11 protein-coding genes are annotated in these 12,938 nt (G+C 60.6%); 3 read left to right on the top strand and 8 right to left on the bottom strand.

Annotated elements, in window-relative coordinates:
- Positions 1-46 precede the first annotated feature (46 nt).
- Complete coding sequence (locus BK667_RS30455; RefSeq protein ID WP_123511390.1) at positions 47-985, top strand: GlxA family transcriptional regulator; 939 nt, start codon at positions 47-49, stop codon at positions 983-985.
- A gap of 97 nt (positions 986-1,082) precedes the next feature.
- Positions 1,083-1,742 (top strand): methyltransferase family protein, encoded by a 660-nt coding sequence (locus BK667_RS30450; RefSeq protein WP_123599799.1) that lies wholly within the window; start codon positions 1,083-1,085, stop codon positions 1,740-1,742.
- A gap of 138 nt (positions 1,743-1,880) precedes the next feature.
- On the opposite strand, the gene BK667_RS30445 is transcribed toward BK667_RS30450, so the two are convergent.
- The 7 genes from BK667_RS30445 to BK667_RS30415 form a co-directional block, all read right to left on the bottom strand.
- Positions 1,881-2,549 (bottom strand): HAD-IA family hydrolase, encoded by a 669-nt coding sequence (locus BK667_RS30445; protein WP_123599798.1) that lies wholly within the window; start codon positions 2,547-2,549, stop codon positions 1,881-1,883.
- Positions 2,550-2,717: 168 nt separating this feature from the next.
- The gene (locus BK667_RS30440) at positions 2,718-3,125 is read right to left on the bottom strand and encodes a response regulator (protein ID WP_123511879.1); all 408 of its coding nucleotides are present in this window, start codon (positions 3,123-3,125) and stop codon (positions 2,718-2,720) included.
- Positions 3,126-3,237: 112 nt separating this feature from the next.
- A complete protein-coding gene (locus tag BK667_RS30435; protein WP_123599797.1) occupies positions 3,238-4,845 on the bottom strand; it encodes a GMC family oxidoreductase in 1,608 nt (535 codons plus the stop codon).
- A gap of 152 nt (positions 4,846-4,997) precedes the next feature.
- A complete protein-coding gene (locus BK667_RS30430) occupies positions 4,998-6,215 on the bottom strand; it encodes a mandelate racemase/muconate lactonizing enzyme family protein (RefSeq protein ID WP_123599796.1) in 1,218 nt (405 codons plus the stop codon).
- A 1-nt stretch (position 6,216) separates the two neighbouring features.
- Entirely contained in the window at positions 6,217-7,536 is a 1,320-nt protein-coding gene (locus tag BK667_RS30425; protein ID WP_123599795.1) for an MFS transporter, read from the bottom strand.
- A gap of 156 nt (positions 7,537-7,692) precedes the next feature.
- A complete protein-coding gene (aldA, locus tag BK667_RS30420; protein WP_123599918.1) occupies positions 7,693-9,117 on the bottom strand; it encodes an aldehyde dehydrogenase in 1,425 nt (474 codons plus the stop codon).
- A gap of 294 nt (positions 9,118-9,411) precedes the next feature.
- Positions 9,412-10,353: a LysR substrate-binding domain-containing protein gene (locus BK667_RS30415; RefSeq protein WP_123511872.1), complete on the bottom strand. Its 942-nt coding sequence runs from the start codon at positions 10,351-10,353 to the stop codon at positions 9,412-9,414.
- Between the two features lie 421 nt (positions 10,354-10,774).
- Between BK667_RS30415 and BK667_RS30410 the strand changes: the two genes are divergently transcribed.
- Positions 10,775-12,010 carry an MFS transporter gene (locus BK667_RS30410; RefSeq protein ID WP_123599794.1) on the top strand — a complete coding sequence of 412 codons (1,236 nt, stop codon included), beginning with the start codon at positions 10,775-10,777 and terminating at the stop codon, positions 12,008-12,010.
- Here the strand turns inward: BK667_RS30410 and BK667_RS30405 are convergent.
- Positions 11,948-12,862 carry a LysR substrate-binding domain-containing protein gene (locus BK667_RS30405; RefSeq protein WP_123599793.1) on the bottom strand — a complete coding sequence of 305 codons (915 nt, stop codon included), beginning with the start codon at positions 12,860-12,862 and terminating at the stop codon, positions 11,948-11,950. The two genes, BK667_RS30410 and BK667_RS30405, sit on opposite strands and share 63 nt — an antisense overlap.
- Positions 12,863-12,938 lie beyond the last annotated feature (76 nt).

Here is a 12,938-nt window from a genome sequence, read left to right as displayed (position 1 = left end):
CGTTTAAAGTACGTTTTCAGGACATGACCTTTTTGAGGACCTTTCGATGACTTCCGTAGCGTTTGTGGTGTTCGAAGGCTTCCAGTCCATGGCGCTGGCGGCCATGCCGGTGTTCGAGTACGCCAACTTCAGTGCCGGAGAAACTCTGTATGAAGTGAGCGTATTGTCCGAAGATGGCCGCACATTACGCGCGTCTGGTGGATTAAGCGTTGGCACCGAGGCGTTCGATGAGCGACGGTTCGACACCGTGATCGTGGTCGGTGGCGACTCCGTCCTCGAACAGGCGCCCGAAGCAGTGCTGACTTATTTGCGCGACAGCGTGAAAACCGCACGGCGCACGGCATCGATCTGTTCCGGGGCGTTTGTCCTGGCCCAGGCCGGATTGCTGGAAGGACGCCGCGCCACCACTCATTGGGCGTACGCCCGGGAGCTGCAAGCGCGGTTTCCGACGATCAAGGTCGAGGAAGACCGGATCTTTGTGATCGACGGCTCGATCTGGACTTCGGCGGGCATGACCGCTGGTATCGACCTGGCGCTGGCCATGGTTGAAAAGGACCACGGCGCCGAACTGGCTCGTTCTGTGGCGCAGAAACTGGTGATGTACCACCGCCGCGCGGGTGGCCAGTCGCAGCATTCGGCATTGCTGGAACTGGAACCGAAATCCGACCGCATCCAGACCGTGCTGGGTTATGCCCGGGAACACCTGACGTCGGCGCTGTCGGTGGAGCAGCTGGCGGACGTGGCACGACTCAGCCCACGGCAATTCAGCCGGGCCTTTCGCGCTGAAACCGGGCAATCGCCGGCCAAGGCGATTGAGAATCTACGCCTGGAGGCGGCGCGGCAAATGCTGGAACGGGGGCGGTTGACGCTGGACCAGATTGCCGAGGAAAGCGGCTTCAGTGATCGGCGGCGGATGCGCGAAGCGTTTTTGCGCGCGTTTGGGCAACCGCCGCAAGTTATCAGGCGCAATGCCAGATCGGCTTGATGCTGATATCCCTGTGGGAGCGGGCTTGCTCGCCGCAAATAGGTCGCCGACTCAATACGGTATCTACACTGGAGATAAGCACTGTGTGGAGTCACCCATGAACATCTCCCCCAAACTGGCGTTTTTCGCCGTCGTTTCCACCCTCGCCTACCTCGGCCTCGCGGTGTGGGGGCTGGGTGGGTTTGCGGCGTTCTTTTCACATGGTTCGCTGGTGGCGGTGGCGTTAGCTACCGTGGTGATGGCGGTTGCTTCGCTGTTCACCGAGGTCAACCTGAGCTCCGGCGAGCGGGAAGACCGGGCCAATCGCTGGGTGCTGCCGGTGTTCGGGATCATCGGATTGCTCAGCGGCTACCTGCCGGCCTACACCGACCGCATCGACTTCTGGACCTTGGGTGGCGAGGGCGTGCGCTGGTTGGGTGCGCTGCTGTTCATTCTTGGCGGTGCGTTGCGATTGTGGCCGGTGTTTGTCCTGGGCAAGCGCTTCAGCGGGTTGGTGGCGATTCAGCCGGGACACACACTGGTGACCGACGGGATCTACCGCACCTTGCGCAACCCCAGTTATTTGGGGCTGATGGTCATTGGCATCGGCTGGGCGCTGGCGTTTCGCTCGGTGATCGGCCTGGTGCTGGCGGCGTTGACGTTGATCCCGTTGATCGCCCGGATTCATTCCGAAGAGGCGCTGCTGCGGGCGCAGTTTGGTCGTGAATATGAGGAGTATTGCGGCAGGACCTGGCGGCTGATCCCCGGCATTTACTGACACACACCATCCCCTGTTGAACACTATCCCCTGTAGGAGCGAAGCTTGCTCGCGAAGGCGGTGAGTCAGGCACTATCAATGCTGACTGACACTACGCCTTCGCGAGCAAGCTTCGCTCCTACAGGGGAGGGTGTTCAATTAGATGGAATGCAGGCGAATCCGGCCATCGCTGTCAGCCCGGACTTCAACCCCATCGTAATCCGCCATCGTGGCATGCGGCGTCTGAATCGGATGATCATGCGTCGAGGTGATCACCAGCAAATCGGCCTGCGCCGCTTCTGCCGCCTGAATCCCCACGGTGGCGTCTTCGAAAATCAGACACTCCGTCACCTCAACCCCTAACCGCTGCGCCGCCAATCGATAGCCCGCCGGATCAGGTTTGCCCGCCGTCACATCTTCTGCCGTCACCATCACCGAAGGCTCGGGAATCCCTGCCGCGGCCATCCGCCGCAAGGCCAAGGCCCTCGGCGCCGACGTGACAATTGCCCATTGATCAGCCGGCAGTGTCTTCAGAAACGCAGCCGCGCCAACCACCTCGACAATCCCTTCTACATCCTCGATTTCAGCTTCGGTAATAAACGCAGCCTCCGCCTCCGCATCCAGCCCCGGCAAGGCCTGGCGATTGATGGTGTCGATGGCGCGCGCGCCGTGGATAGTCGGCAGGAAGGTTGCGACATCGATGCCATGGCGCAGGGCCCAGGCGGTCCAGATGCGCTCGGCGGCGGCGATGGAGTTGAGGACGGTGCCGTCCATGTCGAACAGAAAGGCGCGGTATGGCGTGTTGAAAACGGATTTTTGAGCAGGCAAAAGACAGCTTCCTATCGCAAGGGGCCGGAACAGGTAGGGTCAGCAATGTACCACCGTCGGTCGCTCACAATCGACGGTAGGAGCTGCCGAAGGCTGCGACCTTTTGATCTTGCTCTTCGACTATCTAAAAAATCGCCAAGATCAAAAGATCGCAGCCTTCGGCAGCTTCTACAGGGAATTGCGTGATTTCAAGGCACCGTCCACGCAATCGAGCAACTGGCCCAGTGCCCAGGGTTTCTTGATAAACGACACGTGGTGCCGCACCCCGGCGCTTTCCGGGGTTTCGAAGCCGGACATGATCATGATCGGCTTGTCTGGCCAGCGATCACCGAACTCGTTGGCCAGGTCCGCGCCGTTGCGTTTGCCGGGCATGGTGATGTCCGTGAGCAACAGCCGGACCTTGCCCGCGTGTTCTTCCAGATACTCAGACGCCGCATCCGCGCTGATGTGCGGCGCTACGGCAAAGCCTTCTTCCTGAAGAATTTCGCAGAGAAACTCCAGAATCAGCGGGTCGTCCTCAACCACCAGAATCAAGCCGCCAGGTAACGACTCGCCCGCCATTGTTATAGGATTCATGACCTGACCACTCCCTGATTGCACTAATGATTTCGCAGCTCAACTCCGCCACCTATCAGGTATGAGCGGCTTACTGTGCGGAAATTCATTTTTGATACAACCCAAGTTGAAATCAGGCGTCCTGCAAGATCAGATCGGCGCCCTTCTCCGCCACCATCAGGACTGCAGCGTGGGTATTGCCGCTGGTCACATTGGGAAAAATCGACGCATCGACAATGCGCAATCCGTCGATTCCGTGGACTTTCAGCCGTTTGTCGACCACCGACCGCTGGTCGTCCGAGCCCATGGCACACGAGCCGCACAGGTGATAGATCGAGCCGCTGTTCTCGCGAAAGTACTGCAACATCTGCTCGTCGCTCTCGACCACCGGCCCCGGCAACACCTCGGCGACGGTGATGCCCTTGAGCGCCGGGGCCTGCATGATTTTGCGCATCAGTCGACTGCCCTGGATGACCTCGTCGATGTCTTTTTGCGTGCTCAGGTAGTTGGGGTCGATCAACGCCGCATCTCGTGGGTTTTTCGAGGCAATTTCGATATGCCCGCGACTGGTGGGCCGGCACGGGTTGAAGCACAGCAGGAAACCTGAATACGGCTCGGGCTTGAGGCTGGCCTTGTTGTTTTTCGGGATCTGGTACGACAACGGGTTGAAATACAACTGCAGGTTCGGGTTGGCCTGGGTCTCATCGCCACGGAAGAAGCCGCCGGCCTGGTTGACGCTCATCGCCAGCGCGCCCTTGCGGGTCAGCAGGTATTTGAGGCCGAGCTTGAACTGGCCGAACAGCGAACCGAGCTGATCATTAAGGGTCGGGATGTTGGCCTTGTAGTAATAGCTGGCGCACAGGTGATCCTGCAGGTTCTGCCCCACCGCCGGCAGGTGTTTGACCAAAGGGATCTGGTGTTTGGCCAACAGAGCCTGATCGGCGACGCCGGACAATTGCAGAATCTTCGGCGTATCGACGGCACCGGCACAGAGGATCACTTCCTTGCGCGCCGTGAAGGTGCGGACCACGCCGTGCTGAGTCACGGAAATACCGGTGGCCCGCTCGCCATCGAACAATACGCGGTCCACCAGGGCGTAATGCTCCACCGTCAGGTTCGGCCGGCTCAGGGCCGGGTGCAGATGCGCGAAGCTGCTGGAGCTGCGCTGGCCGTCCTTGGTGTTGACGTCGTAGATGCCCGACCCTTCGAATTTCGGGCCGTTGAAGTCGTCGCTGTGGGGATAGCCGAGTTCGTCGCAACCCTTGAGGAACACGTCGCAGATCGGGTGGGTCTGGCCCTTCATCGGGGTGATGCTGATCGGGCCGCTGCCGCCGTGGTATTCGCTGTCGCCCAGCGGATGGTTTTCCAGTTTGCGGAAGTACGGCAACACGTCCTTGAAACCCCAGCCATCGTTGCCGTTGGCCGCCCAGTCGTCGAAGTCATGGGCCTGGCCACGGACGTAGACCATCGCGTTGATCGAGCCCGAACCGCCCTGCACTTTGCCGCGCGGGGCGTAGATTTCGCGGTTGTTGAGCTGCTTTTGCGGCTGGCTGTAGTACATCCAGTTGAAGGTCGGGTTGTAATACATTTTGGCGAAGCCGACCGGGATCTTGAACCACAGGGAACTGTCCTTGCCGCCCGCTTCCAGCAGCAGCACCGTGTGTTTGCCCGAGGCCGTGAGCCGGTTGGCGAGGATGCAGCCGGCGGCGCCTGCGCCAGCGATGATGTAGTCGTATGTCATGCACGGTTACCGCGTAAGTCATTGTCCAAAAAATGTGCGCCTCCCCCTGTAGGAGCAAAGCTTGCTCGCGATAGCGTCGGACCAGCCAACACCTGCGTTGAATGACACGCAGCCATCGCGAGCAAGCTTTGCTCCTACAGGGGAATTGCGTGTCAGCCCCTGGCCGGCGATGTGTCTTTGACGTCTGCCGGGGTCGGCGCCATTTGCAGGTGCAAACGCTCGCCGGTGTACGGCGAATGCCGACGCACCACGTCCATGTTCAGCTCCACTCCAAGGCCCGGTTCGGTGGACGGGATGATGTAGCCGTCCTCCCATTGCAGCGGCTTGGTCAGGACTTCGGCGTGGAAACCGCCCCAGGTCATGATGCTTTCCTGGATCAGGAAGTTCGGCGTGCACGTGGCCAACTGGAAACTCGCCGCTGCGCCAATCGGCCCGTTGTAGAGATGCGGGGCGATTTGCGCGTAGTAAGCCTCGGCCATGCTCGCGATTTTCTTGGCTTCCAGCAGACCGCCACAGCGGGCGACGTTCATTTGCAGAATCGACGCCCCACCGGCCTGCAACAGCTTGAAGAATTCGTACTTGGTGGTCAGCCGTTCGCCAGTGGCGATCGGGATCGTGGTCTTGGCCGCGACTTGCGCCATGGCCTCTTCCTGACCCGGCGGCACCGGCTCTTCGAACCACAACGGATCGTATTTCTCCAGGCGCTTGGCCAGGCGAATCGCTGAGGACGGGACCATTTGCCCGTGAGTGCCGAACAGCAAGTCGCACTTGTCGCCCACCGCTTCGCGGATCTTGCGGCAGAAGGTTTCGCAGCGTTCCAGCACTTCCAGCGAGATCTGGTGCCCGGAGTACGCGGTGTACGGCCCCGCCGGGTCGAACTTCACGGCGGTGAAACCTTTGTTCATGTTCTCGACGGCGCACTCGGCGGCCAGGTCCGGGTCGTCGTAGTCGTACTCGCCCTTGCTGTTGACCGGGTACAAATAGGTGTAGGAGCGCAGGCGCTCGTTGACCTTGCCGCCGAGCAATTCGTAGACCGGTTTGTTCGCCGCTTTGCCGATGATGTCCCAGCAGGCCATTTCCAAACCGCTGACTACGCCCATCATGGTCAGGTCCGGGCGCTGGGTGAAACCGCTGGAATAGGCCTGGCGGAAAAAGCGCTCGATGTGGTGCGGGTCGTGGTTGAGCAGGTAGCGTTCGAACACGTCTTCGATGATCGGCAGCATGGCTTTGGGGCCGAAGGTTGCGGCGTAGATCTCGCCCACGCCTTCGATGCCGCAATCGGTCTTGAGCTTGACGAACAGCCAGTACATGCCACCGATGTGCGGTGGCGGTACGGCGACAATATGGGTTTCAAGGGCGACGATTTTCATCTCAGGCACCTGTTTTATTCAAAGATTGACGATTGATACGCGCGCGCAAGGTCAGGGCCGCCAGGGTCCCGAGCAGGCCGACGAAAGCGATGTAGCCGAAATACAGCTTGTAACCAGGGGCACCGGGGAAATGTTCGGTGAGGTAGCCGTTGATCAAGGGAATAAAAGCGTCCGGCAGGTAACCGACCACCGAGACAATGCCGATGGCCAGGCCGGTGATGCGCAGCGGAATGTTGCAGGTGTCGAGGATCGCCCAGTACAAGCCACGAATGGCGTAGGTCATCAGGCCGATGAAGATCACCGTGCCGATCAGCAAGCCCATGCTGTTGAGCGCCGGGAACACGATCAGGCCGACCATCGCCAACGATGCGCAGAACAGCGCCACGATCAGCACCGAAATATTCGAGAACTTGTCTCCCAGCCAACCGCCACCTATGCCGCCAATCGGGCGCATCCACAATTTGATGGTGGTGATGGTGCCGGCCATGACCGCGGTCATGCCGCCGCCCTGCAAGTAATCGGAGAAACTGTAGGTGGCCCAGAAGATGTGATAACCGCAGAACACGATGGCAGTGACCAGCCACAGTTCAGGGATTTTCACCAACGTCGTCAGATCGCTGAGCAGGTTGTACTTGCCCTTCTCCACTGCCGCCGTGTCTGCCATCGACTTCGGGTCCTTGATCAGCACCAGCACGCAGCCGATGGCGATACAGGTGAAGGCGTACAGGTAGACCACGTGCTTGAAACCTTCCGCCGCCGACTCGCCACGGGTTTCGGTGGCGAAGGCAAACAGCCCCAAAGCGACCGTTGCCAGCAACGCTTCAACCAACCCGCGACCGCCATCGAGGATGCCGAAGAACCGGCCCTGCTCGGTGTGATGGGCAATCATCTTCACCCGCTTGAGCACCGAGGCCCAGAACGTCAGGCCGGTGGTCAGGCCCCAGCAACCGAAGATGATCATCAGACCGGTCATCGACGGCGCCGTGGAGTACCACAGACCCAGGGCGCCGGTGGCCACCAGCGAAAAGAAAATCAGGAAACGCGGGGCGATGCGGTCAGCCAGCCAACCGCTGGGCAAGTAGCTGAGGAGGAAAATCGTGCCCAGCATCGAGTACAGATAACCGAGCTCGCTGTGGTTGATCTGAAACACTTCGAGCATGGTGGTCTGGTAGACCTGGCGCAGGTACAGGATCGGGTAAATCGCCCCGGCGGCGAGCACCAGCAGCATCAACTGGATGTAGCGACTTCCCTTGTCACTGTGGCTTTTTGAACCCGCGTTCGAACCCTGAACAGCGGCAACAGTGGTTGCAGGCTTGGACATCTGAAAAACCTCGGGTGGCCCGACGTACGGGTCCCCCTGAATAATTGTTTTTATTGGGGAGGTGCGGCTGCAAGCGGCAAGCTTTAAACGGCAAGCCAAAGCTGGCTGGCATTCGCTTTTACTTGCAGCTTGAAGCTCAAAACTTGCAGCTTTTGACTAGTACTTCAGTACTACAAGCCTCGTCTGGGTGAATTCGAGCATGCCGTGCTTGCCGTCATCGCCGCCCAGGCCCGAGCGTTTCCATCCGGCGTGGAAGCCCTGGTACGGGTCGGCCGGGGTGCGGTTGACGTACAACTCGCCGGCCTCGATGGCGTTGGCGACTTTCATCGTGGTGCGGTAGTTCTCGGTGTACAGCACCGAGGACAGGCCGAACTGGTGATCGTTGGCCATGGCCAGGGCTTCGTCGATGTCGCGGTACTTGAGCACCGGCAGCACCGGGCCGAAGATTTCTTCCTGGATGATTTCCATGTCCTGACGGCAGCCGCTGAGCAGGGTCGGCGGGTAGAAATGACCATTGCCTTCGGGGATAAAACCGCCTGTTTCCAGTACAGCACCGTCGGCGATGGCACGCTCGACCATGGCGTGGATGTTCTTCCGGGAACTGGCATTGACCAGTGGCCCCATCAGGTCGGCGTCGGTGGCGCGGTCGCCGAACTTCACAGCGCTGATTTTCACTTTCAACAGCGCAAGGAATTGGTCATAGACGCTTTCCTGCACGTAGACCCGCTCCACCGCCGTGCACAACTGGCCGCAGTGGGTGGTCTTGGAGGCCACGATCGCGCTGGCGGCGGCTTCAAGATCGGCGTCGGCTTCGATGATCGCCGGGGTTTTGCCGCCCAGTTCCAGCGATGGCTTGGCGATGTTGGCCTTGCAGTAATCCAGCACGATGCGTCCGGCGTTGACGCTGCCGGTCAGGGTAATCAGACCGACCGCTTTGTGGGTGCAAACGGCGGCGGCGGTGGCGTGATCCATGGTCAGGATGTTCACCACGCCGGCCGGCAAACCGGATTGCTGCACAGCCTTGGCGATTTCAAACGCCGAGGTCGGGGTGTTGTTGCTTGGGCGCACCACCACAGTGTTGCCGGCAATCAGCGCCGGGGCGATTTTGCGCAGCAGGGTATAGACCGGGTAGTTGAACGGAATCAGGCACGCGACCACGCCAATCGGCTCGCGGTGCAGAAACAGGTTTTCGTTGGGGGTGTCGCTGGGAATGATCTCGCCTTCGATCCGCCGCGCCCACTCGGCGTGGTAACGGGTGATCTGCGCGGCGTAACGGGCTTCGTTGCTGGCATCAGAGACACTCTTGCCGGATTCGGCGGCCAGGGCTGCACCGATGTTGTCGGCGCAGGCTTCCAGGGCATCGGCGAATGAACGCAAGTGTTCGGCGCGCTCGATGCTGGTCAGCTTGCCCCAGACCTTCTGCGCCGCGGCGGCAGCGTCGACGGCGGCGGTGGCTTCAGCGGTGTTGGCCGCCGAAACGTGGCCCACCAGGGCTTCAGTCGCCGGGTTGTAGACTGCAATCAGCGCGTCGCTGGCAGGCTCAATGAAGTGACCGTTTACAAAGTTTCGCTCGAGTCGCATGTGCATCGCCCATCGTTGTTTTTATCCAGTTGCTCCAGTCTTGGCGTGCTGGACGGGTTGAACAAACGATTTATTGAGCGGGGGAACATTCGAAAATTGCACGTTAGTGAGATCGACCCCTCACCCCAACCCTCTCCCCAGAGGGGAGAGGGAGCCGACCGAGTTGTTTGGATAAGTGACATCGACCTGAAATATCGCGCCGAACTCGGGTTTGAACAGCATGAAGATCGGCTCCCTTCCCCCCTCTCCCCTTTGGGGAGAGGGTTGGGGTGAGGGGTGGCTCTAAAGGCAAACTCAACTCCCAGAAGACGCCGCCGTAGAGGGTTCGAGCTGGCGCTGCGCCAACCAGATTTCCTCCTGCAACCACTGGCTGAACACCTGCAATTGCGGCATCAAGGTCTGCTCCGGCCGGGTCACCAGCCAGTAGGATTGATGCCCTTCCACGTGCACGTTCAGCACTTGGGTCAACTGCCCGCTGGCCAGTTCCGGGGCGACCATGTGCCAATCGGCAATGGTGATGCCCAGTCCGTCAGTCGCCGCGCGAATCGCCAGGTCCAGCAGGTCGAATTCATAACCGCCCTGGGTATCGACGCCGCTGATTTTTGCCGCGTCCAGCCAGTGTTTCCAGGTCAGGTAGCGTTGGTCTTCCTTGGCCAGCACATGCAGCAACGTCAGGCGATTGAGGTCGATGCCGCCCTCGCTCCACTCCCGCGCATACAAGGACGGCGCGCACACCGCGATATGCCGTTCCTGGATCAGCAGCGAGGCGTCCAGACCATCCCATTCGCCATCGCCAAAACGAATCGCGCAGTCCAGGGTGCTGGTTTCCGCGAGGCTGTCCTGCAGGCGCGTGGTGATGCTCAATTCCAATTCCGGGTGCCTCTCGCGCAGGCGTCCCAGACGCGGCATCAGCCAGCGGTTGGTGAAGGTCGGCGGCGCGTTGATGTGCAGGCGATTGGCGTGGGATTTCTGCTGGATGCTGCGCACCGTGAGTTCGATTTTGTCGAACGACTGGTGCAACGCCCGCAGCAACACCCGGCCGGCGCTGGTCAGTTCCAGGTGATGATGCCGGCGCTCCAGCAGGTTCTCGCCGAGCTGTTCCTCCAACTGACGCACCTGGCGGCTGACCGCACTTTGAGTGACATTCAGCAACTCCGCCGCCCGGGTAAAGCTGCCGGTGCTGCCGGCCACTTCGAAGGCTTTGAGCGCATTGAGCGCGGGCATTTTGCGTTTCATGAAAGGGACTCGCGCTGGGGCTGACGAGCGCCAAGCATCCCACGGCTTGTAGGAAATTTCCTGAGTAACATGCATTTTTGTGTTGTGCGGGGTGATTTCGATGCCATCACCCCGTCCCTGTAGGAGCGAGGCTTGCCCGCGAAGGCAATCTGCCTGTCACCGATGATGTTGTCTGACACACCGCCTTCGCGGGCAAGCCTCGCTCCTACAGGGCCGGGGTCGGTTTCAGCTCAGTCACTGTCGTTCACGCATAAATAGCATGAGTATTTTGCAGCACACTCATGACTATTAAGCACTGGCTGTTTTATTTATATAAACGCTAGTCTGACCTCAACTAAACACTTCAATACGTCAGCGCACTTACATAGGGCGAACAACATAAATTCGCCCCATCCTGCTGCAATTAACCCGAGCCGAATATATGCCACCCCCTGTTCATTCACCCGCCAGAAGTATTGGCATATTGGCGCTCATCTTCACGGCGTGTAACGCCACCACCCACGGTTTCAGCATTTTTCTGTATTCGGCGTTATTGCCCGACATCCGTCAGGTATTCGAACTGAGCTACAGCCAGGCCGCGTTCATTGCGGCGCTGTTGCAGCTGTTCTATATGGGCGCATCGATTGTCAGCGGTATTGCAGCGGCATGGATCAGCCCGCGCAACATGGTGCGCCTGACGATGGCCTTGAGCCCGGTGCTGTTGGCACTGGCGGTTGCCACACCGTGGGTGCTGCCGTTTGCGCTGTGCCTGGCGCTGGTCTCGGCCTGTGCGGTGTCGAACTGGAACGCTATTGCGGCATTGGCCAGCGAGGTGATCCCGGCTTCCCACCGCAGCCGCGTGCTGGGGCTGGCGTCGTCAGGGGCGGCGTTTGCGATTTGCCTCAATGGTGTGCTGATCGCGTTGTTGCAGGGTATTTCCCTGAAGCACTTCTGGTTGATCTGCGCCGGTTTGACACTGGTCGTCACCCTGCTGACCTTTTGGGCCCTGGCCCCGCTCGCAGCGCAGCAACGCCACAAGCCCAGCAGCGCGCCGTCGCTACGCCGGGTCCTCCGGCAATGGCTGCACCTGTGCCTGGAGCACCCGGTGGCGCTGCATATTCTGCTGCTCAGCGCCTTTATTGGCGCAATCAGCGGACCGTTCTTGAACTTCCTTTCGGCGTTTGCCAGCGAACGCCTGGGCGCCAACGCGCAAATCACCGGTTCACTGTGGACGCTGATCGGCATCGGCGGCGTGGTCGGTGGTTTGCTCCTGGGTTCATTGGCGGATCGCTGGGGCGCTTTGCGGGTGATCGCGCTGAGCATCGGCGCTTTCGGCCTGGCGATGCTGGCCCTGCTCTGGCAACCGAGCCTGACCCTGACCTGGCTGGCGGCCGGGTTGTTTGCGCTGTTCTATTTCCCGGTCTGGGGCTTGATGGCGGCCTACCTCAGCGCACGATTGAGCCCGGTGCAAAGCCTGCAAGTGGTGAGTCTGAGCATGGTCGGTTACGGCCTGGGCAGCGCCACCGCCAACGGGATCTGTGGCTGGCTGCTGCAAGCCACCGGGCAGTTTGCCCTGGTGCACGGCTGGATCGCCTGCTGGGTGGCGGCCAGCCTGTTATTGCTGGGGTTGATGGCCCGCCGTCAGTCCCGCGAGCCCGCGCTGGGTCAGCAACTCTGAACGGCCCAACGCGCGGCACAGAATCTCCACCAGTGCCTCGACCGCCAGCGCCTGAGACTGAGTCGAACGCCAGACCATCAACCGCGCCGGGTCGATCGGCGGAAAGCCCTGAGCCTCATCGAGCACCTGCCAGCCCGGCGGCACCAGCCGCCGCGCCGTGACGCCCACCGACTGCCCCTGTTCAATGGCAATCCCGATGCCCCGCGGGCTCTGACTGGTGTAAACCACATGCCACGGCCGCCCGGCCTCGGCCAGCGCCCGCACCGCGTTGGCCCGGAAGGCGCAGCCCTCGGCATACACCGCCAACGGCACCGATGGGTCCTTGCCGGCGCGCCAACCTTCAGCCGCCACCCACACCAGCGGCTCGTCGCACAGAAATTCACCCGGCTGCAGATTGGCGTGCTGCACACCCAGCACCAGGTCCAATTCGCCACGCTGCAAACGGCTGACCAGCGCGGTGGACATTTCACAGCAAATGTCCGGCCGCACCTGGGGAAACTGCGCCTGAAAGTCGCGCAACACCCCACTCAGGCAGAACTGGGCGTAGTCCTCGGGCATGCCGACGTGAATGCACACCTGTTCGTCGGGCAGCTGCACAGCGTTGATCGCATCGGCGTGCAGCTTGAGGATCTGCCGGGCGTAGATCAGAAAGGTTTCGCCGCCGGGGGTCAGGCTTACCGAACGACTGGAGCGCTGCACCAGCGGCGTACCGACGATCTCTTCCAGGCGCTGCAAACTCTGACTGATGGTCGATTGGGTTTTATGCAGGCGCTCGGCTGCCGCGGAAAAACCGTGACACTCGATAATCGCGACAAACACTTTAAGTAAGGTCCCATCCAGTTCGCCCGACATAACTATCGCCCCTGCCGATGGATTCGATCACAACTTGTAATTTCCACTTCGCACCTCTTTAAGCAACTATCGATTC

It is taken from the genome of Pseudomonas frederiksbergensis, assembly GCF_003732705.1.
GTDB lineage: Bacteria > Pseudomonadota > Gammaproteobacteria > Pseudomonadales > Pseudomonadaceae > Aquipseudomonas > Aquipseudomonas frederiksbergensis_F.
This window is presented reverse-complemented; position numbering and strand designations above follow the sequence as displayed.